The organism is Leucobacter muris (assembly GCF_004028235.1).
GTDB classification, from domain to species: Bacteria; Actinomycetota; Actinomycetes; order Actinomycetales; family Microbacteriaceae; genus Leucobacter; species Leucobacter muris.
On the sequence record NZ_CP035037.1, the window covers coordinates 629927 to 653399 of the forward strand.

A 23473-nucleotide genomic window follows, 5' to 3' on the forward strand; every position below is an offset into this window, starting at 1 on the left:
CATCACGATCACGGCGGACATGGTCGGCGGCGCTGGTCGCCATCGCAGCGATTGCCGGATCCACGGTGTTGGGCGGATGTGGATTGGTACCCAGTTTTCTCACGGACGAGAGCTCTTCGGACGCTCCAGCTGAGTCACGTACAGCGGATGAACGTGGAAATACAGACGTGCACGAGCAGTTCTTCGACAATGTGATGCTCATGGTCCCGATGGTCGCAAGCCTTGATCCCTCATCATCCTGGGCCTCGGTCGAGCCGGCAGCGTGGGATGATGCTGACCCCACGGTACGAGAGACCGTGGTGGGAATGGGGCTCGACGCCTGTATCCGGGCAGATGACGCGGTCAACGCATCAGAGCTCGAGGATCCGGCAATCACGTGGCTCGCAGCACGCTTTCTCTGCGAGGAACACCGCGAGGTCGCGGACGAGTTCCTCTCAAACGACGCGACTACTTCACCCACACACACCATGGCCGATCTGTTCGAACTCGCGCTGGTGCAGGACGATGCCACGGCCACCGATCTCCTTGACGCCAACACCATTTGCGTCGGTGCGCTCGCACTCGCATGGGAAGTCCATGCGGGCTTCACTCCTGAGGCGACCTGCTGGCTCATCCGAGTGCAGTCGGTGGAGGAAACCGGGGGCGACGCGGAATATCTATCGCTCTTCGATAATGCGGGCGACGTCGAGAACGCGGCGACTGATGCCCGCTTCGGTGAACTCGCAGAGGCTTCCGGTGCGAAGCCGAACGCCCTCTCCGAATTGCTCGAAGGTGTCGAGTAGCACCGCCCGGATGGGCAGTCGCTTCCGAGCACGACGTCTTGAACCAGACGCGTCTGGCGACGGGTGGGCCCATGGGCTTGGCCGGTTCCGCTTCGATGCAGTCGGGTGAGTCTCCTCCTCGGCTGCAGGGAGCTTTACGAAGAGAGTCCTACGGCTAGCGTTGAGGTGCGAGCCGGATGTTCTCTTCGAGTGCATTGAGCTTCGAGCAGGCACCGCGGCTGGCGAGAAGCCGGGCCGCGGCGCCTTCGAACACCGATCTTGGCTCGAAGAGTTCCACGAGTTCCCGTCGGGAAGATGTATATCGATGCAGCGTGCTGCTCGGGGTCGAATTCTCAAGTAGCTCGAAATGATTGCCTGCGGATGAAAGGCGAGCCAGGGCTTTGGTCGCAGCGCCTCGATGGTGAAAGTAAACGGGAGCAAGGCCGGTCCGGACGCCGAGAGCCTCGCGGTGTCGCCCTCTACTTGCGGGGGTTCTTGTATGTGTGAGCGAGTGTCGGTTCGCCGGCCACCGCGCGCCTCGGCGGCTCCCTCTTCCCGTTTGGCTACGGGTGTGGCACGCTTGGGTCATGGGGCTACTGATCTACGGTGAATGGCAGCGCTACGAGTTCGACGACCGCCAACTCGCGCACGTGAAGGCGGCGGTGCAGCACAAGCTGCGCATGCACGAGTGCTTCTTGATGAGCTGGGTGCAGGCGGAGCACTCCATGGGACGCATCTCGGTCTGGATGTCGCCCGAGATTCCGCTCACATTTCAGTTCGCGGGCAGTCGTCGGCCCACGCTGAACGAGCACTGGGTGCGGGTCATGGAGCACATGTCGAACACGCCGCGCGGCATGGTCGTCCTCTCGGAGGAGGAAGCGATGCAGGTGATGCGCGCACCCGGAACAGCCTCGGCGTGGGCGTAGCGTCGGGTCCGGTCGCGCGGCGATCCCCGTCGCGACCGGTCACCGTCGCCACCGGATGCTTTCTCTGACCCGTTGCGTGACTCGACAGCTCAGAAGCGGGCCCCGACGCTCGATGTCGCGTGCTGCCGCATCGCTGCGACTCAATGTCAGAATGCGGTCGGCCGCCTGGTCGAGCGCCCTGGCGAGCAGGTCGACGAAGTCGGCCTCGGAGTGTCCGCCGTACTCACGCATCTCGTGCGCCTCCCGGAGCGCGGTCCGAGCGAGGCAGCGCAGATCTGCCAGTAGCCTAGTCATGATTCTTCCCCCCTGCACCAGTCGCTGAGCTCGCAGGCGGCGACCTCATCCATCGAGTAGTGCTCGCTCATCATGCACTGTTGTTCGCGCGGTCGCAGGAGTCGCGTCATCTCAGCGGCGACCCGGCGCTCACCAGCGGACGCCCCGATGCCTCAGAAATCGGGGGCGGTTCGGCCCTGATGATCCGGGACCGCGCCGAACGGCGCCGGGGAGGGCAACGGCGTATAGACTCGCCCCATGACGATGATCGGGCTCATCTTCGCGGGTCTCGCCGCCCTGCTGCACGTCTACATCTTCTACATGGAGTCGGTCGCTTGGACGAGCGAGCGGGTCAGAGCGACGTTCGGCACCACCGAGACCGAGGCGGCCGCGACTCGAGAGCTGGCGTTCAACCAGGGCTTCTACAACCTGTTCCTCGCAATCGTCACGGGCGTCGGCATCGTCGAATACCTGAGCGGCCATACCTCGGTGGGTGCGGCCCTGGTGTTCGCAGGTGCGGGATCGATGCTCGCGGCTGCCCTCGTCCTGTTCCTCTCTTCCCGCGGCAAGCGGGGCGCGGCGGTGAAGCAGGGCGCCCTTCCGCTGCTGGGCGTCGTGATCCTGATGATCGGGTTGCTGGGATGATCTCCGGCGAGAGGCCGGCTGCTATCGTGAAGCGGTGACCGCGCCCCTCGTCTTCTGGACCATCTTCACCGCAGCCGGAGTCGCTGCCGCCATCGTGACTGCCGTCCTCGCTTACAAGAAGCAGCGGCGCGATCGCTGACGGGGGCACGGGGCGGCAAGGCGGGTGCGCAGCCCGGCTGCGCACCCGCCGCGCCCTACTTGCGCTTGCTCAGCAGGCTGTTCTCCGCTTCGAGCTTCTCCCGCTTCGCTGTACGCTTTTCCTTCAGCGTCTGCGCAGCAGGCTTCTTCGCGGACTTCTGGCCGCGGTTCTTACCGGACACATCAACTCCTCTCGTCGACTCTGGGTGGATCAAGAAGCATGTGCCATGACTGGACCATAGCCCAGTTCCAGCAGAAAAGAAAATATATTCTGAACGGGAATTTCTACTGAGTAAGGCGTAGCCCCGTGCGTGGGTGGCGGGCCGGCCGACGTTCGCCTCAGAGCAGCGCGAGCCACTCGTCGAACGTCTGACGGCCGAGTTGAGCGTCGGGGCCGGGGAGTACGCCGCCCGCGCGCATCCCTCTCATCTGCCGGGTCGGCACGTTCAGTGACGGGATCCAACCGCGACGACCGGTAGCGCGCGCGAAGGCGCGCACCATGTCGGCCAGCTGCTCCTCGCGGGGGCCCGCGAGATCGCGGGCCCGGCCCTGAGGGGCTCCGGTCGCGAGCTCGACCAGCCGCTCGGCGACCTCGCGCGCGGCCACGGGCTGCACTCGCGCGGTCGGCGCCGTGTGCAGGGGGCCGATCTTCGCTCGCTCGAACATCTGCCCGGCGAACTCGTGGAACTGCGTCGCGCGGAGAATCGTTGACGGCGCCCCCGATGCAGCCAGCGTGCGCTCCTGAGCGAGCTTGCCGGCGTAGTAGTCGTAGGGCACCTCGTCGATGCCCACGATCGAGAGCACCACCACGTGTCCTGCCCCGGCGCCCTGCGCGGCAGCGAGGAGGTTGCCCGTCGCCGCGGTGAAGAAGTCGACGGCCTTCGCGCCGTCGAGGGTGGTGATGCTCGACGCGTCGATCACGGCGTCGGCATCGCGCATTGCGGCATGCAGGCCCCGCCCGGTGACGAGATCGACGCCGTGGGAGCGGCTCAGCGGGACCGCGTCATGCCCCGCCTCACGTGCTGCCTGCACGGTGAGGCTCCCCACCACGCCGGTTCCTCCGGCAACAGCGATCCTCATGGCGACCATCATCCCAATTCTCGGCCTGCACATCCAGCACGTCGTCGGGATTCGTCGCGAGGCCGCGTTGGCCGCCGTGCGCGGCGAGGGGGAGGGGCCGGCTCGAGGGCGCGGGCCGAGAGCGCCTGCGCCCGGGCCCGCAACCGCGGCGCTACGCTGGGGGCATGCACCAGTCGTCTCGCCCCGGCGGGTACCTGCTCGCCGCAGCGAGGGTCGCCTGGGGCGCCGCGACGCTGGCCGCGATCGTCGCCACCTTCGTCGACACCGCGAGCGAGGGCCCGGTCAACCCGTTCAACTTCTTCGGCTACTTCACGATTCAGTCGAACTCGCTGCTCGTCGCGGTGGCGATCGGCGCGGGGCTGCTCGGCCTGCTGCGGCCCGGCCCGCAGCCGCGCTGGCTGGTGGTATCGCGCAGTCTCGCGACCATGTGCATGGTGATCGTCGGCCTCGTCTACGCGGTGCTGCTCGCCCCGCTCGGGGCTGCGGGCGGAGTGCCGGTCGCCTGGGCGAACTGGGTCATGCACGTGGCGGGGCCGGTGCTCGTGGCACTCGACTGGGTGATCGCCCGGGATCGCGGGCCGCTGCCCTGGAGGATCGCATGGTGGCAGCTCGCCTACCCGGTCGTCTGGACCGCTGTCGTGCTGTTGCGGGGCGCCACCGACGGGTGGGTGCCCTATCCGTTCCTGAACCCGCAGCAGGGTTACGCGACGGTGCTGCTCTACGTCGTGGTCATCGCGGCCGTGTTCGCCGTCGTCTCGTTCACCGTCGTCTGGTGGTCGCGGCGCTGGAACCGGGGCCTCCGCGGCTGAGAAGCGCGCGGGCGGGCGGAGGCTCCTGCGATCCTCGAGCCAGAACGCCCCACCGCCGCTCAGTGGTGGCTGTGCGTCGAGGTGCCGTGCGGAACGGCCGACGCCCCGGGCTCGGTCTCGGCGAGCGCGGGCGTGGTGATCGCCGCCACGATCATCGCCTGAGCCGTCAGTGTCAGTAGGAACGCCCTCGGACGGGGATTGGGGCGCTGCTCCCGGCGTTCCCCGCGCAGGCTCACCGCTGCGAACACGGCCGTGATCCAGTGCAGGCCGACGAGCGCGAGGCACGGGGCCAGCCCGATGGTTCGGGTGAAGAGCATGAGGATCGCGGCGAGACCGAGCACGGCGCACACGCCGATCGCGGTTCCCGGGGCGAGGATCCTGCCGGCGCGCATGACGAGCACCCCCCACACTACCTCGAGCGCGGCCGCCGTAAGCAGGGGCGCGGCCACCCACGGATCCGCTCCCGCGGCCACGGCAGTCAGGACGAGTCCGGACCCGATGGCCGCGAGAGCGGACCAGAGTTGGCCGATCATCACACGGCGGGGGAGGCCGTGAGGCGCGCCTTGTCCGCTCCGATGCTGACCCCCAGCAGGATGAGCGCGCTGCCCAGGTGGAGGATGTGGTCGGCGGTGTTCAGCGCGAGGATGTTCGCGCCGGTGTCGGCGATGAAGAAGCCCACGATGCCGAGCAGCATGTAGGCCGCGCCCACGACGCCGTTGACCGCCTTGGCGGCTCGCACTCCTGCGAGGCCGCCGATCAGCAGCGCCGCGCCGATGAGCAGGTGGGCGACGTTGTGGAGGGGGTTCACCTCGAAGAGTCCGAGCAGCAGACCGCCCTCGGTCGCGATGAAATCGACGCCGCTCGTGACGGTGAATCCGAGAATGCCGACCAACAGGTAGACCGCTCCGAAGATGACGCCGACGAGTCGGTTGGGTGAGTTTTTCACGATACTGCTCCTTTGGGATCGCTGAAGAACCGGCGGAATCCGCCGTGCGCACATGCGGTGCTGTTCCCACCTCAGTCTCCAGTGCGAGGGCGCGCCGGGAAAGGCGGTTGTGCGCCGACTACTCGTGTGTTACTCCCCGCAGCAGGCTGTCGGCCCGGGCAGTTTTGCAGGATCGAGAAGCCGAGCTCGCGCCCCTATTCTGCGCGTGGCTCGACGGTCGCACCCGCCCTGAAGAGCTCGGTCTGTCTGCGCAGCCGGGTCTCCGGCGAGGGCTCGTACGGGTGCCAGGTCTCGGAAAGCACCTCGTCCCATCTCTCCTGGCGCTCGCGCGCGAGCCTGTCCGCTTGCGGCTCCGGAAACGGGTGGTTCAGGTGTTCGTTCTCCATGCGTCTCCGGAGCCGCTCCTGCAGAGCCTCCAGATCGCTGCGGCCGGTGTCGTCGTGCAGGCTCATGATCGGGCCCCGTTCCATGCATAGTGTTGTGACTCGTAAGCATGCTCCCTCAACATGTGGACCCCCACAGTTTCAGATCCAGCCTGAGATGCCGCGGCGCGGTGCTCTGCCGCTCGACGGGGGTCTCGGTCGAAGCTGTGAGTCCCACATGTTTCGGGCGTATCGTGCAGTCATGGAGACACACACACGAGCGAGCGGCACCGCTGTCGGGCCGCTGGGGCTGGGTTCGGTGCTGGTCGACTCCCTGCCGACCACGTTGATGACCGCTGGGGCGCCGCGGCGATACACGGTAGAAGCGGTGTTCACTCGACGTCCCGAAGCAGACGAGGTCGCCGGTATTCTCGGGGCCAGTACGCGCGATGCGCTGACGAGGGCCGGATACGCTGGGGTCGAGCTGACCGTCTCGGACCGGCGCCTGGAGATCGGCGGCACGAACCTCGAAGAGTTGCGGGACGGGCTCGCACGGGTGCTCGCCGACAGGCTCGCGGAGGTCACCGCCGAGGTGCGAAGGCGCCAGGAGGCTGCGGCCGCGGAGTTCCGGAAGACCGCCGAGAGCGAGCACGACCGTGCAGCTGCAGCGGCGGCTCTTGCGCAAGAAGTAAGTTTCAGACCGAGCCCGGATCGCGCGGCGTCCGCTCCGTCGTCGAACGGTTCTCTCGGCGAGCGCGACGAGAGCGCTCGCCTCAACGTCTGGGCCGACGAAGGGGGTCACGGGCGTTGACGGCGTCGGTGATATCAGGAAGAGACGAGATGCATCATGAACGAGTACCGTCCTACGGTGCCGTCCGCGGAGGGTCGGCCGAAGGGTAGACGGAGCCCCAACGAGTTCTCCGAACTCGCGAGGTCGATCCGCGACAGCGGCCTGATGCGTCGCCGCTACGGGTACTACTGGGCGAAGCTCGTCGGCTTTCCGCTGCTGCTCGCCGGGGCGCTCGGAGCATTCGTGCTGATCGGGGACACCTGGTGGCAGTTGCTCACCGCCGCGTTCCTCGCGCTGCTGTTCACTCAGATCGCGTTTCTCGGCCACGACGCTGCGCACCGGCAGATCTTCGTCTCGGGCAAGTGGAACGACTGGGTCAGCCTCATCCTGGGTGATCTGATGGTGGGCATGAGCTACGGCTGGTGGCAGTTCAAGCACACGCGGCACCACGATAACCCGAACAAGCTGGGATCGGATCCGGATATCGAACTGCCGGTGATCGTCGTGGCTCCCGGGCGCCGCGCTGCCAGTGGCCGTCTGCGTTCCTGGATCCGCGCGCATCAAGGCGTGTTCTTCTTTCCTATCCTGTTGCTGGAAGGGATCTCACTGCATGCGTCCGGGATCCGCCGGGTGGTGGCCCGGGGGCGGCTCGAGCGCCGATGGGCGGAGATCGGGCTGCTGATCATCCGCCTGATCGGGTTCCCGACTCTCGTGTTCCTCGTGCTGTCGCCCGGTATCGCATTCGCGTTCCTCGGGATTCAACTCGGGATATTCGGGTTCTACATGGGCATGTCGTTCGCGCCGAATCACAAGGGGATGCCGATCGTGCCTCGTGACGCCAGTCTCGATTTTCTCCGGCGCCAGGTGCTGATGAGCCGCAACATCCGCGGGTCGCGTCTGCTCGACACCGCGATGGGCGGGCTGAACTACCAGATCGAGCACCACCTGTTCCCGTCGATGCCAAGGCCGCATCTTCGAAAGGCCGCTCCTATCATCGAGGCCTACTGCAGATCGCACGACGTGGCGTATGCGCAGGTCGGGCTGTTCGCCTCGTACGCGATCGTCGTTCACTACATCAATCGCGTCGGACTCGGCGAGCGAGACGTGTTCAGCTGCCCGCTGATGGAGCAGCGCAGTCACCTCGCGCCGTCTGCATGAGCACCTCAGCCCGCGTCGCGCTTCGCGCTGCGAGAGGAGTTCTCGCGGATCGAGGGCCGCGGTCGTGCGCAGCGCTCACCCACGATGTCGCATAGTCTCGAAAGCATGCGGGCCAAGCATGCGGCCGTGGTGTACCACCCGGTCAAGACACCGCTCGAGCGGATACGCCGCGCTGCCGCCGAGATGGAGCAGCGCCACGGGTGGGACGCCACACGGTGGTATGCGACCGGGAGCGATGACGCAGGGAGAAGCGCCGCTGAACAGGCGGTCTCGGGTGGGCCGGCAGCGGTGATCGTCGCGGGCGGAGACGGCACCGTGCGTGCGGTGGCGGAGGTGGTGCACGAGCGCGGGATCCCGGTCGCCCTGGTCCCGCTCGGCACAGGGAACCTGCTCGCCCGCAATCTCGGTGTGCCGCTGAACGATCTCGAAGCCTCCGTCGCCGCCGCGTTCTCGGGGGCGAACCGAGCAGTCGACGTCGGTGTCGCCGAGTTGGAAGACGAGGCGGGGGTTCGAAGCAGCCACGTCTTCCTCGTCATGGCGGGGATCGGCCTGGATGCCGAGATGGCCGAGCGCACGAGCGCCTCCGCCAAGAGACGTCTCGGCTGGCTCGCCTACGTTTCGCCGATCGCTCGGTCGATCATCGCGAATCGCCTCTTCCACCTGGAGTACCGGGTGGACGACGGCCGCGTCAGATCGACGCGCGCCCACACGATCATTGTCGGCAACTGCGGGACGCTCACCGGGAACATGCTGCTGATACCGGCGGCGGTGGTCGATGACGGGCTGCTCGACGTCGTGATGATGCGCCCGAAGGGCAGGCTCGGGTGGGCCCGGATCGGGACCCGCTTGACCGTGCAGGGGATCGCGCGCCGGTCTCGGCTGAGTCGGAAGATGCTCCGATCCGCCCCCGCCCTCCAGGCGCTCGCCTACGCACAGGGAAAGCGCTTCGAGGCGCGCTTCGACAGCCCCCATGGAATCGAGCTCGACGGAGACGGTTTCGGTTCCGTGGTTCGGGTGCGGATCAGCGTGCGCGGCGGGGCGCTCCAGGTGCGGGATCCGGCACCCGCGGGCTGACCCGTGCGGTCAGACGCCGGCTTCCACCGGCCGACGGGGAAGTGTTCCGTCGGCCGCGGGAGTCGGAGGAGGCGTGGCTCGTCGCGCTCAGGCTTTCGGCCGCCTCGCGCGTTGCCGGATGATTCCGAAGATCACAGTGCCGACGAAGAGCACGATTCCGATGATGGCCAGCCACAGCAGGCCCTCGAAGACGAATCCGACGATCGACAGCACGGCCCAGAGCACGAGCAGGATGAGAATTACTGTCCACATACTCGTCACGATACGCCGATCGTCGTCGCCGATGGGGAAACCGGCAATACTCACAGCAACTCGCCTCGCGGCCCAGCGCCTCGCGCCCCGCCTCTGCGGGCCGATGCCGAGGACGAATCCTCGCGCCGGGCCGACGTCGAGCGCCTTGCCTGCCGCGGTAGGCTCCTGAGTCATGGCGATTGGTGCGACGATCCACACCTTCGAGGTGCAGCTGGCCGATGTGGATCGCGGGGTCTACGAGGATCTCTCGCTGCGCGTGGCCAAGCACCCCTCCGAGACGGATCCGTTCATGATGACCCGGCTGCTCGCGTACTGCCTCGAGCACGAGGAAGGCATCGCCTTCGGGGCGGGCGGCGTCTCGTCGACGGAGGAGCCCGCCGTGCTGGTGCGGGATCTCACCGGCAGGATCACGACGTGGATCGAGGTCGGAGCGCCCGACGCGCAGCGCCTGCACTTCGGCAGCAAGCTCGCCGACCGCGCGGTCGTCTACACCCACCGAGACCCGTCGAGACTGCTGGCCTCGTGGCGCGGGAAGCCGATCCACAGCATCGGCGACATTCCGCTGCGCTCGTTCGATCCCGGCTTCATCGACGCGGCCGTCGCGCAGCTCGAGCGGCGCAACGCGATGACGGTGTCGGTGATCGAGGGGCAGCTGTATCTCGAACTGGGCGGGACGGCGCTGAACACCGGGATCCACGAGCATCGCCTCGAGTGACGCCCTGAGGATCCCCTGAGCATTCCGACGCATGCAGGCCCTCGTATGGTGCGACCGGTAGCGTGAGAGCAGCGATCGGCAACCGCCCTTGGCTTCACCGAATCGCTCTCCTGCGGTTCACGCAGAAACAAGGTGCCGCGCATGTTGAACGCTCCTACCCACCAGGCCGCCCGTCTCGACGGGCTGGGACCCCTCCGGCCCACGAGAGCCCGCCGTGAAGACTTCCCCCCCCCGATCGCCAAGGCGTACACCCGGGTGTCCGAGGTCGTGCGCGAGTCGGGCCTGCTGCGCCGAGCCCCATGGTTCTACGCGATGGTGGGAGTGGCGATCGCGATCGCCTTCGGGGGCGCGGTGACCGGCTTCATCCTGCTCGGGGACAGCTGGTTCCAGCTGCTCATCGCCGCCGCCCTCGGCATCATCTTCACCCAGATCGCGTTCCTCGCGCACGAGGCCGCGCACCGGCAGATCCTCTCCCTCGGCCCGGCGAACGACCGCCTCGCGCGCCTGCTCGCCGGCTTGATCGGCATGAGCTACTCGTGGTGGGACTCGAAGCACACCCGTCACCACTCCAACCCGAACCGCGTGGGCAAGGATCCCGACATCGAGGTCGACACGATCTCCTTCATCGAGGAGGATGCCGTCGAGGCACGGGGTCTGCGTCGCGCGATCACGAAGCGGCAGGGCTGGCTCTTCTTCCCGCTGCTCACCCTCGAGGGCCTGAACCTCCACTTCCACAGCTTCAAGCACCTGTTCGGCCGCGGCCCGGTGAAGGGCCGCTGGACGGAGCTCGGGATCATCGCCGCCCGCTTCGCGGTCGTGCTCGTGCCCGTGTTCCTGCTGCTGCCGCTCGGCATGGCCTTCGCATTCGTGGGTGTGCAGCTGGCCGTGTTCGGGGTCTACATGGGCGCGTCGTTCGCTCCCAATCACAAGGGCATGCCGGTGATCGCGCACGACGCGAAGCTCGACTTCTTCACGAAGCAGGTGCGCACGTCGCGCAACATCCGCGGCGGCTGGTGGGCGACGTGGCTCATGGGCGGCCTCAACTACCAGGTCGAGCATCACCTCTTTCCGAGCATGTCGCGACCGCACCTGTCGAAGGCGCGCGAGATCGTGCGCGAGCACTGCCGCACGCTCGACGTGCCCTACACCGAGACCTCGCTGTGGCGCTCGTACGCGATCGTGGTCGACTACCTCAACCGGGTGGGCCTCGCGGCGCGCGACCCGTTCGACTGCCCGATCACCGCGGAGTACCGACGCGCGTAGCCGGGCGGCGGTACCGCCGCCCGTTCGTCTTGTAACCTCTGCTGCTCGCGGAGTCAACGGGGTGTTCTCCGTCGCGCGCGTCCGCGTAGCGTGGGCCCCCAGGCTAGAGGAATAGAGATGGAGGCAGAGATGTCCGAGGCGGACAAGAACGAAGTCCACGAGGAGACCGCGACCGAGGCCAGCAACGGGAAGGGCACGGCGGCATCGCCGCCGAAGGGCGGCACGCAGGACCGCCCGATCCTCGACGGATCCACCGTCGATTACGGTCGGGAGGCGAAGGCCGACAACCCGCGCTACGGTATGGATGATCCGGGTCTGGTCCGGCATCCCGAGACCGGCGAGAAGACGCCGACGCCGGATGAGGAGAAGTAGCGGCGATCTGAGGGTTTCTGGCCCTAGAGTTGAGGGGCGGATCGTATCGGCGATCCGCCCCTCAACTGCAGAGAGGCCCGTGCGGGGTGCGCTGCCGCAGGCGCGCCGCGAACGTCCTCCGAGACCAGCAAGGAATCCCAGTGGCCGGTAGCTTCTTCGCCCTGCTCGACGACATCGCCGTGCTCGCGCGGGCGGCGGCCGCCTCGGTCGACGACGTAGTGGCCGGCGCGGCGAAGGCCTCGGCGAAGTCGGCGGGCGTGGTGATCGACGACGCCGCGGTGTCGCCGCAGTACGTGCAGGGCATCAGTCCGAAGCGCGAGCTGCCCGTGGTGTGGAAGATCACGCGCGGATCGCTGCTCAACAAGGCCGGCATCATCGTCGGCATCATGCTGCTCAGCATCTGGGCGCCGTGGGTGTTCCCGTGGTTGCTGCTGGTGGGCGGCACCTATCTCGCGTACGAGGGCGCCGAGAAGGTGTGGCACTGGATCGGCAGGCTGCGCGGGCACGGCGACGAGCACACCGTCGAGCAGATCATCGAGCGCACGCAGACCGACGAGAAGCAGATCGTCGCGAGCGCGGTGCGCACCGATCTGGTGCTCTCGATCGAGATCATGCTGATCTCGCTGGCCAACATCGACGCCGATTCGTGGCTGATGCGGCTCGCGATCCTGGTCGTGGTGGGTGTGCTCATGACCGCCATCGTCTACGGCAGCGTGGCGCTGCTCGTGAAGATGGACGACGTGGGCTTCTAGATGCGCCGTCGTCGCCCCCGCTGGGTGAAGGTGCTCGGCACGTGGCTCGTGAAGGCGATGCCGGTGGTGTTCCGGCTGCTGAGCGTGGTCGGCGTGGTGGCGATGCTGTGGGTCGGAGGGCACATCCTGATCGTGAACCTCGCCGAGGTGGGGGTGCCCTGGCCGTACGAGCTGCTGCACGCGATCACCCACTCGGTGCACGCGCCCGGCCTCGTGATCTGGCTGATCGACAGCGGGCTGTCGGCGGTGTTCGGTCTGATCTGGGGTGCGGTCGTGGTGACGGTGCTCGCGGTGGTGGCGCGGCTGCGGTTCGCGAAGCCCGAGGTGCGGTAGCGGCGGATCGCGGGAGTCGGCCCGTGCGCGGGGTCCGCGCCCTCGCTCAGAGGCGCGACGGCTCGAGCGAGGCGAGCACGCCGAGCAGCGAGTCGGGCACGAGGGACGCGTCGGCGCGCCCGTCGCGCACGATCTGCGCGATCCGGGTTCCGATCTGGGGGGTGCTGAGCCCCATCTCCGCGCCGGAGAGCGCGGGCAGCCCGCCCAGCACCTCCACGGTGGCGGCCTCGACGGCGCGCGCGGCGTCGCCCTCGCCGAGGTGCCCGAGCATGAGGGCGAGCGAGAGGATCGCGCCCGCGGGATTGGCCCGGCCGGTGCCGGCGATGTCGGGCGCGGAGCCGTGGATCGCCTCGAACATGCTCGGGGCGCTGCCGTCGAGGTTGAGGTTGGCGCTCGTGGCGACGCCGAGACCGCCCTGGATGACCGCGCCGAGGTCGGTGATGATGTCGCCGAAGAGGTTGTCGGTGACGACCACGTCGAAGCGCTCGGGTGCGAGCGGCAGGTGGAAGCACATCGCGTCGACGTGCACGTAGTCGACCTCGACCTCGGGGTAGCGCTCGCCGACCTCGGCGACGACCTGCTGCCAGAGCTGGCCGGCGGCGACGAGGATGTTGGTCTTGTGGCAGAGGGTGAGGCGGCGGCGGCGTCCGAGGGCGAGCCTGAACGAGAAGTCGACGACGCGCTCGATGCCGGCGCGGGTGTTGAGCGACTCCTGCATCGCGACCGCGTTGGGGGTGCCGGCGTGCACCGTGGATCCGCGGCCCACGTAGGCGCCCTCGGTGTTCTCGCGCACGATGACCATCTCGCAGCGCTCGGGGGTGAGACCCGCGATGGGGGAGGGGACGCCGGGGTAGAGGCGCACCGGGCGCACGTTGGCGGCCTGCTGGAAGCGCTGGCGCATCTCGAGGATGAAGCCGCGCTCGAGGACGCCGGGGGTGACGCGGGGGTCGCCCATGGAGCCGAAGAGGATCGCGTCCCTGTCGCGCAGTCGGGGTTCGACGGCGTCGAAGAGTTCGCCCGTGGCGAGGTAGTGGCCCGCGCCCGCGGAGAACTCGCTGCGCTCGGTGGCGAAGCCGAAGCGCTGCTCGGCGGCGTCGAGCACCTCGAGCGCGCACGAGACGACCTCGGGGCCGATCCCGTCGCCGGGGAGGACAGCAATGGAGTGGGAGCGCGTCATCGGGGTCTCGTTCCTTGTTGCGGCGGATCTTTTCACCTATATTAATGGTAAGGCCACTCGAGCGCGAGGCCGCCCGCGGGCGGACCGCCGAGAGCGGCGGCACCGATCCCCGTCGCAGGGGGAGCTCGCGAAGACGCGACCCGTGCGGCCTCCGGCTGTGAAGGATCCCACCATGCACCCATCCCCGCACCCCATCGAACTGCGCGCACCCGCCGGCAGCCTGCCCATCGGCGCCGGCTGGCGCGAGGTCTCGGGCCGCGCCGAGATCGTGTTCCCCTTCGATGGCAGCGTCGTCTCCGAGGCCCCGCAGAGCACGGTCGCCGACTCCGCCGACGCCCTCGACGCCGCCGAGGCGGCGCGAGCCGAGGTGGCCGCGCTCACCACCGCCCAGCGCAAGACGATCCTCACCGGCATCTGCGACCGGCTGCGCGCCGACCGCGAGCACTTCGAGCAGCTGCTCGTGCTCGAGACCGGCAAGCCGCTGCGCGACTGCCGCGTGGAGGTCGCGCGCACCATCGTCACCTTCGAGGCCACCGCCGAGGAGGCCTCGCACGTCACCGGCGAGACCGTGCCCCTCGACCTGCAGGAGCTCGGCCGAGGCATGGTCGGCTACTACTCCCGCAAGCCCGCCGGCGTGGTCGTCGGCATCGCCGGCTTCAACTACCCCGTGCTGCTCGCCACCCACAAGCTGGCCCCCGCGATCGCCGCGGGCTGCCCCATCATCGTGAAGCCCGCGCCCAACACGCCCCTCGCCACGATCGAGCTGTTCGCGATCGTGCGCGACGTGCTCGCCGCCCACGGAGTGACCGGAGCCGCGGCCCAGCTCGTCAACGGCGGCCCCGAGGTGGGCGAGCTGCTCGTGCGCGACCCCCGCGCCCAGGTGGTCTCGTTCACCGGATCCGCCAAGATCGGCCACCTCATCGCCCAGCAGGCCGCCCCCCGCAAGGCGCTGCTCGAACTCGGCTCGAACACCGGGTTCATCGTCGCTGACGACGCCGACGTCGAAGCCGCGGTCGGCGCGGTGCTGACGGGCGGCTTCTACGCCAACGGGCAGGCCTGCATCTCGGTGCAGCGCATCGTGCTGCAGCGCGGCATCGCCGACCGTTTCGCCGCGCGGCTCACGGAGCGCCTCGCAGAGCTGGTGGTCGGCGACCCCCGCGACCCCGAGACCCACGTCGCCCCCGTCATCAACGACGGTTCGGGCGACCGGATCCGCGCCACCGTCGCGCGCGCCCTCGACGCCGGCGCCGAGCTGCTCGCCCCCTCGGCCGAGGCCCTCGCGCAGGCCGACCGCGCCGCGGCGGTGCCGCCCGTCGTGCTCGGCTCCGTGCCCCGCGACGTCGAGGTGTGGCGCGAAGAGATCTTCGGCCCCGTCGTCTGCCTCACCGTGGTCGACTCGGTCGACGAGGCGATCGACGTGGTCAACGACTCCCGCTACGGCCTGCAGGCCGCCATCTTCACCGCCTCGCTCGAGAGCGCCTTCGCGGCGCTCGACCGGCTCGAGGTGGGCGGTGTGGTCGTCAACGAGATCCCCGGCTTCCGATCCGACATCATGCCGTACGGGGGCGTGAAGGACTCGGGGGTGGGCCGGGAAGGCCCCCGCTACGCCATCGAGGAGTTCACCGTCACCCGCATGGCGATGATCCGACCCGTCGCCCGCAGCTGACCATCCCGCCGCAGCCGGCCCCGCTCGGCCGCGACCCCTCCCGGCCGACCCGTCGCACCCGCCCAACGACAGAAAGCAGTACAGCATGACCAGCACCCCCGACTACTCCCAGCTCTTCCGCCTCGACGGCCGCACCGCCGTCGTGGTGGGCGCCGGGGGCATCGGCCGCGAGGCCGCCCTGGCGCTCGCCGCCCACGGGGCGCGCGTCGTCGTCGCCGACCTCTCGCTCGACGCGGCCCAGGCCACCGCCGCCGCGATCGCCGAACGCGGCGGCATCGCCGAGGCCACCCGCCTCGACGTGCTCGACGACGCCGAGGTGGAGGCCGCCGCCGAGCGCTTCGGCGACGCCTCGGCGCTCGTGTTCACCGCCGCCATGAACGTGCGCAAGCGCATGGAGGACTACACGATGGAGGAGTACGACCGGGTCGTGAACCTCAACCTGCGCTCGTCGTTCCAGCTGATCCGCCACTTCGGCAAGGCCTTCGCGGCGAACGGCGGCGGCTCGATCGTGGGCTTCGCCTCGATCCGCGCCCAGGTGGTCGAGCCCGGCCAGGGCGTCTACGCCGCCACCAAGGCCGGCCTCGTGCAGCTCGCGAAGACCGCGGCGGCCGAGTTCGGCGCGCAGGGCGTGCGCGTCAACGTCGTCGCGCCCGGCATCGTGGAGACCCCGCTGACCGTGCAGATCAAGCAGGACGAGGAGTGGGATCGCGCCTACGCCACGAAGAGCGCGCTCGGCCGCTGGTCGCGCCCCGACGAGCTCGCCGGCGCCGTCGTCTACCTCGCGTCGGAGGCCTCGAGCTTCGTCACCGGCACCACGCTGTTCGTCGACGGGGGCTGGACCGCGATCGACGGTCGCTTCACGCCGCCCACCGCGTAGCGCCGCGCCTCGCCGGCGCAGCAACAGTGGAGCCCCGTATGGGAGCCTCCCACGGGAGACTGCCATACGGGGCTCCGCTGCATCTCGGGGATGCGACCCGAGTGCTACGCGATCGAGGCCCAGTCGACCGCGGCGGCCTCGCCGCGCACGGTCTCGAACCAGCGGGCGACGCGCAGGAGACGATCGTCGCTGCCGATCCGCGACGCGATCTGCAGGCCCACGGTGCGGCCGTCGGCCTGCACCGCCGCGTTCACCGACACGGCGGGCTGCCCCGACATGTTGTAGGGCACGGTGAACGAGATGTGCCCCATCGTCTGCAGCGGGTCGGTGATGGGCATCGGATCCTCGGCGGCGAACGCGGCCACCGGGGTCACGGGCGACAGCACGAGATCGAACGGCTCGGTCGCCGCGCGCGTGAGCTGCGCCATCGTGTCGGCGCAGCCGCGGTTGCGCACCGTCTGCGCCGCGCTGATGCCGGCGCCGGCGCTGCACCACTCGGCGATGAAGGGGAGCACGCAGGCGCGCTCGGCCTCGGTCAGCGCCTCGTAGTCGGCGTAGGATCGGCTGCGCCAGAAGTCGACGAGCCCGTCGAGCACCTCGGCGGGCACGAACGGATCGAGCGGCACCACGGTGGCGCCCGCGTCGGCGAAGAGCTGCGCGGCGCGCTCGACGGCGGCGCGGGTCTCGGCCTCGACGGGCAGGCCCGATCCGGCGTCGAGCTGCAGCGCGACGCGCATGCCGGCGGGCGAGAGCGGCTCGGTCGACCAGTCCATCGGCTGGTAGGGGCGCGTGAGGTAGTCGCGGGGGTCGGGCTGCGCGACGATCGACATGAGGCGGATCGCGTCGGCGGCCGTACGGGTGAGGGGCCCTGCGGCGCGGCCGGTGTAGGGCACGTCGAGGGGGATGAGGCCCTCGCTCGGCTTGAGCGCGGTGAGTCCCTGCCACGAGCCGGGCAGGCGGATCGAGCCCCCGATGTCGGTGCCGACGTGCAGGGGGCCGTAGCCGGCGGCGGCCGCGGTGCCCGCGCCGGCGCTGGAGCCGCCCGCGGTGAGCGCGGGGTCGAGGCCGTTGCGGGTGATGCCGTGCAGGCTCGAGACGCCCGACGAGAGCATGCCCCAGTCGGGCATCGTGGTCGAGCCGACGATCACGGCGCCGGCCTCGAGCAGTCGGTCGGTGGTGGGGGCGTTGCGATCGGCGATCGGCGGGTTCGGGATCGCGGTGCCCGAGGGCTTCGGCTGCCCGGCCCGTGCGATGTTCTCCTTGACCGTCACCGGAACGCCGTCGAACGGGCCCCGCTGCTGCCCGGACCGCCACCGCGCCGTCGACGCCGCGGCGTCGGCGCGCACCTGCTCGGGGTCGAACAGGTAGAGGGCGCCCAGCTCGGGCTCGCGGGCCTCGACGCGGGCGATGACCGCCTCTGCGGCCTCGCCGGGTGTGAGCTCGCCGGTCTCGTAGGCCGCCGAGAGAGCGCCTGCGTCGAGGGCGATGATCTGCTGCGGGTCGGTCATGTGGATCTCCTCACTGCGGCGCGGGGCCGCGGGGCTGCGGATCGGGAGGGCTGGAGCGGTGGAGCGGCGGTCGCCTCAGCGGGCTCCGGCGAGCTCCTGCCTCAGCGTGAGCGACGAGTCGATCAGGCGCTGCGTGTACGGGTGCTCGGGTGCGTTGTAGACGGTCTCGGTGTCGCCGGCCTCGACGATCTCGCCGGACTGCATGACGACGACCGAGTCGCAGAGATGTCGCACGACGCCGAGGTCGTGCGACACGAACACGAGCGTGAGCCCGTACTCCTCGACGAGGTCGGCGAGCAGGTTGAGCACCTGCGCGCGCACCGACACGTCGAGCGCGCTGACGGGCTCGTCGGCGACCACCACCTTCGGCCGGCAGATGAGCGCGCGGGCGATCGAGATGCGCTGGCGCTGACCGCCCGAGAACTGGTGCGGATAGCGCTCGGCGGAGTCGACCGGCAGCCCCACGGCCTCGAGCATCTCGGCGACCATGCGGGAGCGCTGCGCGGCGCTCTCGTCGCGGCCGCGCACGAGCAGCGGTTCGGAGATGATCTGCTCGACGGTCATGCGCGGGTCGAGCGAGCCCATCGGGTCCTGGAACACGATCTGCAGGTTCTGGCGCAGCTCGCGCAGCTGCGACTCGCGCGCACCCGAGACCTCGTTGCCCGCGACCACGGCGCTGCCCGATGTGGGCTGGTCGAGGCCCGCGAGGATGCGCAGCAGGGTCGACTTGCCGGATCCGGACTCGCCGACGACGCCCAGCCGGCCGCCCTCGGGCACCTCGAACGAGATGCCCTTGAGCGCGTGCACGAGGGGCGCCGGCTTGAGGAGGCTGGTGCGGCCGCGGGAGTAGGTACGCACGAGGTCGGTGACGCGGATCACCGGCTCGGCGTGGGCGGCCGCCGCGGGGTCGGTGCCGGTCGTGCCGGCCCCGGCCTCCAGGGTGTCGGCCGCCTCGGCGGCGGCCTGCGCCTCGCGCTCGACCAGTGCGGCCTCGGCGGCGCGCTCCTCCTCTGGCGTCGGCGGCACGTACGACGCGGCGCTCGCGACGGTGAAGAGGCGTCCGTTCGCGTCGGTCGCCTCGAGATCCGAGGCCGCCAGCAGACCCCGCGTGTAGGGGTGCCGGGGCCGGGTGAACACCTGCTCGGTCGGTCCCTCCTCGACGATCTCGCCCTGGTTCATCACGAGCACGCGTGTGCACATGTTCGCGACCACCGCGAGGTCGTGCGTGATGAAGAGCAGGCCGGTGCCGCGCTCGCGCACGAGTTCGAGGATCAGGTCGAGCACCTGGCGCTGCACCGTGACGTCGAGGGCGGTGGTGGGCTCGTCGCAGAGCAACAGGCTCGGGTCGTTGGCGAGGGCCATCGCGAGCATCACCCGCTGGCGCTGGCCGCCCGACAGCTGATGCGGGTAGGCGCGCGCGGCCTCGGCGGGGTTCGGCAGCTTCACCGCGTCGAGCATCTCGATCGCGCGGCGGCGCGCTTCGGCCTTGCTCGACACGGTGCGGTGCTGCAGCATGATCTCGGCGACCTGGTCGCCGGCGCGCATGAGCGGGTTGAGCGCGGTGAGCGGCTCCTGGAAGACCATCGCCATGTCGTTGCCGCGGATCTTCATGAGCTCGGAGTCGCGCGTCTCGAGCAGGTTGCGCGGCGAGTCGCCGAACCGCACCGATCCCGTGGCGGTGACGCCGGAGGGCAGCAGGCCGAGCAGCGCGGTGGTGGTCATCGACTTGCCCGATCCGGACTCGCCGATGAGGCCGATGCGCTCGCCGCGCTGCATGTGCAGCGAGAAGTCGTGCACGAGCGTGCGCTCGCCGGCTGCGACCCGCAGGCGGTCGACGGTGAGCAGCGGCGCGCCGGCCGCCTCGGGGGTGGCGCTCATGAGCGGCCTCCGTTCAGCTTCGGATCGAATCGGTCGCGCAGGCCGTCGCCCAGCAGGTTGAAGCCCATCACCGCGATCGCGATGGCCACGCCGGGGAAGATCGCGAGCGAGGGGTGCGTGCCGAGGAACTGCTGCGACTCCTGCAGCATGCGCCCCCAGGAGGGCGTGGGCGGCGGGGTGCCGAGGCCGAGGAAGCTCAGGGCCGCCTCCGCGAGCACGGCGAGCGCGAACGCGACCGAGCACTGCACCACGACGATGCCGATGATGTTGGGGAGCACGTGGCGCACCGCGATCCGGAACCGCGACTGGCTCGCGGCGCGCGCCGCGAGCACGTACTCGGTGCTCATCACCTGGAGGGTGCCGGATCTTGCGACGCGCGCGAAGCCCGGGATCGTCGAGATGCCGATCGCGATCATCGCCGACACCGTCGACGGGCCGAACACCGCGCCGAACATGATCGCGAGCAGCAGCGCCGGGAAGGCGAGGGCGATGTCGGAGGTGCGCATGATGACCTCTTCGATCCAGCCGCCCCGGATGCCGGCGATGATGCCGAGCGGGGTGCCGATGAGCAGCGCGATGCCGACCGAGATGAGGCCGACGAAGAGGGTGATGCGGGCGCCCACGAGCATGCCCGAGAAGAGATCGCGGCCGTACTTGTCGGTGCCGAAGAGGTGGGCGAGGCTCGGCCCCTGCAGCCGGTCGGCGGGGTTCGCCTGCACGGGATCGTAGGGCGTCCACACGAACGACAGCAGCGCGGTGATCGCCACGACGCCCACGAGCACGAGGCCAGCGATGAGCGTGGGGGAGAGGCGACGGCGGCCGATGCGGCGGCGGGGCACGCGGGGAGCGGCGATCGCGCTCGTGCGCGGGGCCTGGCTGGAGGGGACGGGGTTCTGCGTGGTGTCCATGTCAGGAGCTCTTTCGCATGCGCGGGTCGACGATGGTGTAGATCACGTCGATGAGGAGGTTCATGAGCAGGGTGATCGCGACGAGCACCATCACGAGCGACTGCACGGTGAGCAGGTCGCGGTTGCCCACGGCGTCGAGCAGCATCGAGCCGAGGCCCGGGATCACGAAGACGCGTTCGATCACGACGGCGCCGATGATGAGCGCGGCGATCTGCACGCCGGTGACCGTGATGACGGGGATCGCCGCATTGCGCATGCCGTGCTTGAGCAGCGCGCCGGTCTTGCTGAGGCCCTTCGCGCGGGCGGTGCGCAGGTAGTCCTCGCTCATGATCTCGAGCACGGCGCTGCGCACGTAGCGGGTGAGGATCGCGCCCTGCACGGATGCGAGGGCGAGCACGGGGAGGAACAGCCGGCGCAGGAACTCGCCGAAGTCCTGGTTCGGCGGCGTCCAGCCGCCGGCGGGGAACCATCCGAGCTGGAGGGAGAAGACGATGACGAGCAGGATGCCCGCGAGGAAGCCGGGGATCGCGACGCCGATCTGCGACACGGCGCCGATCGCGATGCCCGAGAAGTCGCGGTGGCGCACGGCGGCGATGGTGCCGAGCGGGATCGCGACGAGGAGGGCGACCGCCATGGCGGTGAGCACGAGGATGAGGCTCACCTGCAGCCGGTCGATGACGAGCGGGCTGATGTCCTGGCGCGTGACGTAGGAGACCCCGAAGTCGCCGCGCAGCAGGCCGCCGACCCAGTCGAAGTACTGCACGGCGAGCGGCCGGTCGGTGCCGAACTGCTCGCGCATCTGGGCGAGCAGCTCGGGGCTGGCGTTGACGCCCAGCGCGACCTGCGCGGGATCGCCGGGAATGAGCCGCATGAAGAGGAAGACGACGACGGTCGCCACGAGGAACGTCACCGCGAAGCGGGCGAGGTTCACGAGTAGTCGTATGGCCATGGGGCTCCTTGTCGCAGCCCGGGTCGGCGGGCTCGGAACGGGGGTACGGGGCGGCCCCCGGTCGCAGCGCCTCGGAGCTGCGACCGGGGACCGGGTGTCGCTACTTCCAGGAGAGCTCGGTGAGGTCGAGCGCCTCGACGATCGCGTTCTCCGGCACGCCCTCGAGGCCCGCGGCGGTGATCACGATGTTCGGGAAGAGGAACAGCACGCCGCTCGCGGCGTCGTCGACGATCTGCTGCTGCACCTGCTGCATGCCCTCGATGTAGCCGGCCTCGTCTGCGGCGTCGGCCTCGGCAGCGATGGGCGCGATCTTCGAGTTGTCGTAGCCGATGTAGTAATCGGGGTTGTTGAAGACGGTGAGCAGGTCGCGCGCCTCGACAGCGAGCACCGTGGTCATCTGGTAGTTGTGGTTCGTGAACACGTCGTCGAGCCACACGGCGGGGAACTCGGACGACTCGATCTTGGCGTTGATGCCCACCTCGGCGAGCTGCGAGACCACGATCTCGGAGACGGCCTGCGCGTAGGGGCGGGTCGGCACCTTGAAGGTGATGTCGAGGTTCTCGGCGCCGGCCTCCGCGAGCAGATCCTTGGCCTTCTCGGGGTCGTACTCGTAGGCGTTGTTGAGATCGACGTAGTAGGGCTCGAGCGGGGTCACGTAGGTCGCGGTGAGCGAGCCGTAGCCGTTCCACGCCGTGTCGATGATCGCCTGGCGGTCGATCGCGTGCAGCACCGCCTGGCGCACGCGCACGTCGTCGAAGGGCGCGATGCGGTTGTTGAGCGAGAGCGAGATCTCGCCGCTCGACGTGCCCGAGACGACCTCGAACGCGGGATCCTCCTCGAAGGTGCTCACGAGCTCGGGGGCCTGCAGGTTGACGATCGCGTCGACGTCTCCGGTGCGCAGGGCGTTGGTGGTCGCGGTCGCGTCGGCGAGGTACTTCAGGGTGACCTGCTCGACACCGGGGGCGTCGCCCCAGTAGTCGTCGCGGGTGTCGAGCACGAGGCTCTCGCCCTGGGTCCAGGAGGAGACCTCGTAGGGGCCGGTGCCGACGGGGGCGTTCGCCAGGTCGTCGACGCCGGTGGGGGTGAAGATCGCACCGATGGGGGTGGCGATGTCGAACAGCCAGGCGTTGGAGGGCTGGCTCAGGTGCACGGCGACCTCGGTGTCGGAGAGCGCCTCGACGCTCTCGACGACGTCCATCTTGCCCTTGAGAGTGGTGGTCCAGTCGGTCTTGACGCGGTCGAAGCTGAACTTCACGTCTTCGGCGGTGAAGGGCTCGCCGTTCGAGAAGGTGACGCCCTCGTGCAGCTTGAAGGTGTAGGTCTTGCGGTCGTCGCTGAGGCTCCAATCCTCGGCGAGCAGCGGGACGATGTCGCCCTCCTGGTTGATCTCGACCAGGCCCTCGTAGACGTTCGACATGAGCGCCTGCGGGATCGCCGCGCCGGCGGTGGTGGTGAAGTCGAGGTTGACGGGTGCGGCGGTGAGCGCGACGGTGGCCGAGGTGCGTTCGGCGGTGTCGCCCGCGCCGGTGCTGCCGCCGGAGCCGGCCGAGCAGCCCGCGAGCACGAGCGCCGTGGCCGTGGCGAGTGCCGCGGTGAGGATGAGTGGTGTCTTGCGTCGCATCTTTGCTTCCTGTCGCAGGGAGTGCCGACCGGGTCGGCGTATCGGGCATGTGGCGTCGGGGCGTGATACCTGCCCCAGGCCATTGTCGTCGGTGTGCGAGGAGCCATCGAACAGGGATGCCGTCGATCACGCTCTCAGCACTGAGAGACAAGCAACAGGATAGATGGTAAGGCCACTTGGTGCAACAGAGCCGGCGCATAGGCCGGGAACGGGAAACCCCGACTGCCCGGCCCGCGCCGG

The 23473-nt window shown here is 69.4% G+C and carries 26 protein-coding genes and 1 pseudogene; 14 read left to right on the forward strand and 13 right to left on the reverse strand.

The annotated features are described in order from the left end of the window. The first annotated feature begins 167 nt into the window (after positions 1 to 167). Together Leucomu_RS02845 and Leucomu_RS02850 are read left to right on the forward strand one after the other, a co-directional pair. Complete coding sequence (locus Leucomu_RS02845; RefSeq protein WP_228407227.1) at positions 168 to 782, forward strand: hypothetical protein; 615 nt, start codon at positions 168 to 170, stop codon at positions 780 to 782. 566 nt (positions 783 to 1348) lie between these two features. Next, on the forward strand, positions 1349 to 1687 hold the full coding sequence (locus Leucomu_RS02850; RefSeq protein ID WP_017882887.1) for a DUF7882 family protein: 339 nt from the start codon (positions 1349 to 1351) through the stop codon (positions 1685 to 1687). A 39-nt stretch (positions 1688 to 1726) separates the two neighbouring features. On the opposite strand, the gene Leucomu_RS02855 is transcribed toward Leucomu_RS02850, so the two are convergent. Continuing rightward, positions 1727 to 1918 carry a hypothetical protein gene (locus Leucomu_RS02855; RefSeq protein ID WP_128386270.1) on the reverse strand — a complete coding sequence of 64 codons (192 nt, stop codon included), beginning with the start codon at positions 1916 to 1918 and terminating at the stop codon, positions 1727 to 1729. 300 nt (positions 1919 to 2218) lie between these two features. On the opposite strand from Leucomu_RS02855, the gene Leucomu_RS02860 reads away from it, so the two are divergent. Together Leucomu_RS02860 and Leucomu_RS15120 are read left to right on the forward strand one after the other, a co-directional pair. Then, the gene (locus Leucomu_RS02860) at positions 2219 to 2605 is read left to right on the forward strand and encodes a DUF1304 domain-containing protein (RefSeq protein WP_128386271.1); all 387 of its coding nucleotides are present in this window, start codon (positions 2219 to 2221) and stop codon (positions 2603 to 2605) included. Positions 2606 to 2639: 34 nt separating this feature from the next. Then, the gene (locus Leucomu_RS15120) at positions 2640 to 2744 is read left to right on the forward strand and encodes a hypothetical protein (protein ID WP_164884500.1); all 105 of its coding nucleotides are present in this window, start codon (positions 2640 to 2642) and stop codon (positions 2742 to 2744) included. A 55-nt stretch (positions 2745 to 2799) separates the two neighbouring features. On the opposite strand, the gene Leucomu_RS15665 is transcribed toward Leucomu_RS15120, so the two are convergent. Next, entirely contained in the window at positions 2800 to 2925 is a 126-nt protein-coding gene (locus tag Leucomu_RS15665) for a hypothetical protein (protein ID WP_017882891.1), read from the reverse strand. A gap of 157 nt (positions 2926 to 3082) precedes the next feature. Further along, positions 3083 to 3823, reverse strand: a complete 741-nt coding sequence (locus tag Leucomu_RS02865) for an SDR family oxidoreductase (protein ID WP_128386272.1) — start codon at positions 3821 to 3823, stop codon at positions 3083 to 3085. A gap of 164 nt (positions 3824 to 3987) precedes the next feature. Between Leucomu_RS02865 and Leucomu_RS02870 the strand changes: the two genes are divergently transcribed. Beyond that, positions 3988 to 4632 (forward strand): Pr6Pr family membrane protein, encoded by a 645-nt coding sequence (locus Leucomu_RS02870; protein WP_128386273.1) that lies wholly within the window; start codon positions 3988 to 3990, stop codon positions 4630 to 4632. A 59-nt stretch (positions 4633 to 4691) separates the two neighbouring features. On the opposite strand, the gene Leucomu_RS02875 is transcribed toward Leucomu_RS02870, so the two are convergent. The 3 genes from Leucomu_RS02875 to Leucomu_RS02885 all read right to left on the reverse strand — a co-directional run bounded on the left by Leucomu_RS02875 (position 4692) and on the right by Leucomu_RS02885 (position 6030). Next, the gene (locus Leucomu_RS02875; RefSeq protein WP_128386274.1) at positions 4692 to 5081 is read right to left on the reverse strand and encodes a hypothetical protein; all 390 of its coding nucleotides are present in this window, start codon (positions 5079 to 5081) and stop codon (positions 4692 to 4694) included. Between the two features lie 83 nt (positions 5082 to 5164). Continuing rightward, positions 5165 to 5578 carry a DUF4383 domain-containing protein gene (locus Leucomu_RS02880; protein ID WP_128386275.1) on the reverse strand — a complete coding sequence of 138 codons (414 nt, stop codon included), beginning with the start codon at positions 5576 to 5578 and terminating at the stop codon, positions 5165 to 5167. Positions 5579 to 5772: 194 nt separating this feature from the next. Further along, positions 5773 to 6030, reverse strand: coding sequence for a hypothetical protein (locus Leucomu_RS02885; protein WP_017882896.1), 258 nt, complete (start codon positions 6028 to 6030; stop codon positions 5773 to 5775). 172 nt (positions 6031 to 6202) lie between these two features. On the opposite strand from Leucomu_RS02885, the gene Leucomu_RS02890 reads away from it, so the two are divergent. The 3 genes from Leucomu_RS02890 to Leucomu_RS02900 all read left to right on the forward strand — a co-directional run bounded on the left by Leucomu_RS02890 (position 6203) and on the right by Leucomu_RS02900 (position 8962). Then, a complete protein-coding gene (locus Leucomu_RS02890; RefSeq protein ID WP_164884501.1) occupies positions 6203 to 6751 on the forward strand; it encodes a hypothetical protein in 549 nt (182 codons plus the stop codon). A gap of 36 nt (positions 6752 to 6787) precedes the next feature. Continuing rightward, positions 6788 to 7888, forward strand: a complete 1101-nt coding sequence (locus Leucomu_RS02895; RefSeq protein ID WP_017882898.1) for a fatty acid desaturase family protein — start codon at positions 6788 to 6790, stop codon at positions 7886 to 7888. Between the two features lie 105 nt (positions 7889 to 7993). Further along, positions 7994 to 8962, forward strand: coding sequence for a diacylglycerol/lipid kinase family protein (locus Leucomu_RS02900; RefSeq protein WP_228407229.1), 969 nt, complete (start codon positions 7994 to 7996; stop codon positions 8960 to 8962). An 87-nt stretch (positions 8963 to 9049) separates the two neighbouring features. Here the strand turns inward: Leucomu_RS02900 and Leucomu_RS15395 are convergent, their stop codons facing one another. Then, on the reverse strand, positions 9050 to 9388 hold the full coding sequence (locus Leucomu_RS15395) for a hypothetical protein (protein WP_017882900.1): 339 nt from the start codon (positions 9386 to 9388) through the stop codon (positions 9050 to 9052). On the opposite strand from Leucomu_RS15395, the gene Leucomu_RS02910 reads away from it, so the two are divergent. From Leucomu_RS02910 to Leucomu_RS02925, 4 genes and pseudogenes are all read left to right on the forward strand, one after another. Continuing rightward, on the forward strand, positions 9387 to 9929 hold the full coding sequence (locus Leucomu_RS02910; RefSeq protein ID WP_017882901.1) for a YaeQ family protein: 543 nt from the start codon (positions 9387 to 9389) through the stop codon (positions 9927 to 9929). The two genes, Leucomu_RS15395 and Leucomu_RS02910, sit on opposite strands and share 2 nt — an antisense overlap. Before the next feature lie 141 nt (positions 9930 to 10070). Next, positions 10071 to 11192, forward strand: coding sequence for a fatty acid desaturase family protein (locus Leucomu_RS02915; RefSeq protein ID WP_128386277.1), 1122 nt, complete (start codon positions 10071 to 10073; stop codon positions 11190 to 11192). Positions 11193 to 11309: 117 nt separating this feature from the next. Next, entirely contained in the window at positions 11310 to 11564 is a 255-nt protein-coding gene (locus Leucomu_RS02920) for a hypothetical protein (protein ID WP_128386278.1), read from the forward strand. A 179-nt stretch (positions 11565 to 11743) separates the two neighbouring features. After that, a pseudogene (locus tag Leucomu_RS02925) lies at positions 11744 to 12649 on the forward strand (DUF808 domain-containing protein). A 46-nt stretch (positions 12650 to 12695) separates the two neighbouring features. Here Leucomu_RS02925 and Leucomu_RS02930 read toward each other — a convergent pair. Then, a complete protein-coding gene (locus Leucomu_RS02930) occupies positions 12696 to 13826 on the reverse strand; it encodes a 3-isopropylmalate dehydrogenase (protein ID WP_128386279.1) in 1131 nt (376 codons plus the stop codon). Positions 13827 to 13998: 172 nt separating this feature from the next. On the opposite strand from Leucomu_RS02930, the gene Leucomu_RS02935 reads away from it, so the two are divergent. Beyond that, positions 13999 to 15492, forward strand: coding sequence for an aldehyde dehydrogenase family protein (locus Leucomu_RS02935; RefSeq protein WP_128386280.1), 1494 nt, complete (start codon positions 13999 to 14001; stop codon positions 15490 to 15492). Positions 15493 to 15577: 85 nt separating this feature from the next. Continuing rightward, on the forward strand, positions 15578 to 16369 hold the full coding sequence (locus tag Leucomu_RS02940; RefSeq protein ID WP_128386281.1) for an SDR family NAD(P)-dependent oxidoreductase: 792 nt from the start codon (positions 15578 to 15580) through the stop codon (positions 16367 to 16369). A 104-nt stretch (positions 16370 to 16473) separates the two neighbouring features. On the opposite strand, the gene Leucomu_RS02945 is transcribed toward Leucomu_RS02940, so the two are convergent. The 5 genes from Leucomu_RS02945 to Leucomu_RS02965 all read right to left on the reverse strand — a co-directional run bounded on the left by Leucomu_RS02945 (position 16474) and on the right by Leucomu_RS02965 (position 23233). Beyond that, complete coding sequence (locus Leucomu_RS02945) at positions 16474 to 17877, reverse strand: amidase (RefSeq protein WP_128386282.1); 1404 nt, start codon at positions 17875 to 17877, stop codon at positions 16474 to 16476. Between the two features lie 75 nt (positions 17878 to 17952). Further along, positions 17953 to 19755 (reverse strand): ABC transporter ATP-binding protein, encoded by a 1803-nt coding sequence (locus Leucomu_RS02950; protein WP_128386283.1) that lies wholly within the window; start codon positions 19753 to 19755, stop codon positions 17953 to 17955. Next, positions 19752 to 20663 (reverse strand): ABC transporter permease, encoded by a 912-nt coding sequence (locus Leucomu_RS02955; protein WP_017882910.1) that lies wholly within the window; start codon positions 20661 to 20663, stop codon positions 19752 to 19754. Before Leucomu_RS02955 ends, Leucomu_RS02950 begins: the two co-directional genes overlap by 4 nt. A 1-nt stretch (position 20664) precedes the next feature. Next, positions 20665 to 21612, reverse strand: coding sequence for an ABC transporter permease (locus Leucomu_RS02960; protein ID WP_128386284.1), 948 nt, complete (start codon positions 21610 to 21612; stop codon positions 20665 to 20667). A 100-nt stretch (positions 21613 to 21712) separates the two neighbouring features. Continuing rightward, positions 21713 to 23233, reverse strand: a complete 1521-nt coding sequence (locus Leucomu_RS02965) for an ABC transporter substrate-binding protein (protein ID WP_128386285.1) — start codon at positions 23231 to 23233, stop codon at positions 21713 to 21715. Between the last annotated feature and the right edge of the window lie 240 nt (positions 23234 to 23473).

Excerpts from the sequence above, each read along its gene's own strand:
- Leucomu_RS02895 (WP_017882898.1), top strand. The coding sequence starts at position 6,788 with ATGAACGAGTACCGTCCTACGGTGCCGTCCGCGGAGGGTCGGCCGAAG.
- Leucomu_RS02940 (WP_128386281.1), top strand. The coding sequence starts at position 15,578 with ATGACCAGCACCCCCGACTACTCCCAGCTCTTCCGCCTCGACGGCCGC.
- Leucomu_RS02955 (WP_017882910.1), bottom strand. The coding sequence starts at position 20,663 with ATGGACACCACGCAGAACCCCGTCCCCTCCAGCCAGGCCCCGCGCACG.
- Leucomu_RS02860 (WP_128386271.1), top strand. The coding sequence starts at position 2,219 with ATGACGATGATCGGGCTCATCTTCGCGGGTCTCGCCGCCCTGCTGCAC.
- Leucomu_RS02920 (WP_128386278.1), top strand. The coding sequence starts at position 11,310 with ATGGAGGCAGAGATGTCCGAGGCGGACAAGAACGAAGTCCACGAGGAG.
- Leucomu_RS02890 (WP_164884501.1), top strand. The coding sequence starts at position 6,203 with ATGGAGACACACACACGAGCGAGCGGCACCGCTGTCGGGCCGCTGGGG.
- Leucomu_RS02850 (WP_017882887.1), top strand. The coding sequence starts at position 1,349 with ATGGGGCTACTGATCTACGGTGAATGGCAGCGCTACGAGTTCGACGAC.
- Leucomu_RS02910 (WP_017882901.1), top strand. The coding sequence starts at position 9,387 with ATGGCGATTGGTGCGACGATCCACACCTTCGAGGTGCAGCTGGCCGAT.
- Leucomu_RS02960 (WP_128386284.1), bottom strand. The coding sequence starts at position 21,612 with ATGGCCATACGACTACTCGTGAACCTCGCCCGCTTCGCGGTGACGTTC.
- Leucomu_RS02900 (WP_228407229.1), top strand. The coding sequence starts at position 7,994 with ATGCGGGCCAAGCATGCGGCCGTGGTGTACCACCCGGTCAAGACACCG.
- Leucomu_RS02870 (WP_128386273.1), top strand. The coding sequence starts at position 3,988 with ATGCACCAGTCGTCTCGCCCCGGCGGGTACCTGCTCGCCGCAGCGAGG.
- Leucomu_RS02950 (WP_128386283.1), bottom strand. The coding sequence starts at position 19,755 with ATGAGCGCCACCCCCGAGGCGGCCGGCGCGCCGCTGCTCACCGTCGAC.
- Leucomu_RS02935 (WP_128386280.1), top strand. The coding sequence starts at position 13,999 with ATGCACCCATCCCCGCACCCCATCGAACTGCGCGCACCCGCCGGCAGC.
- Leucomu_RS15395 (WP_017882900.1), bottom strand. The coding sequence starts at position 9,388 with ATGACTCAGGAGCCTACCGCGGCAGGCAAGGCGCTCGACGTCGGCCCG.
- Leucomu_RS02855 (WP_128386270.1), bottom strand. The coding sequence starts at position 1,918 with ATGCGTGAGTACGGCGGACACTCCGAGGCCGACTTCGTCGACCTGCTC.
- Leucomu_RS02945 (WP_128386282.1), bottom strand. The coding sequence starts at position 17,877 with ATGACCGACCCGCAGCAGATCATCGCCCTCGACGCAGGCGCTCTCTCG.
- Leucomu_RS02915 (WP_128386277.1), top strand. The coding sequence starts at position 10,071 with ATGTTGAACGCTCCTACCCACCAGGCCGCCCGTCTCGACGGGCTGGGA.
- Leucomu_RS02865 (WP_128386272.1), bottom strand. The coding sequence starts at position 3,823 with ATGAGGATCGCTGTTGCCGGAGGAACCGGCGTGGTGGGGAGCCTCACC.
- Leucomu_RS02885 (WP_017882896.1), bottom strand. The coding sequence starts at position 6,030 with ATGAGCCTGCACGACGACACCGGCCGCAGCGATCTGGAGGCTCTGCAG.
- Leucomu_RS02965 (WP_128386285.1), bottom strand. The coding sequence starts at position 23,233 with ATGCGACGCAAGACACCACTCATCCTCACCGCGGCACTCGCCACGGCC.
- Leucomu_RS02930 (WP_128386279.1), bottom strand. The coding sequence starts at position 13,826 with ATGACGCGCTCCCACTCCATTGCTGTCCTCCCCGGCGACGGGATCGGC.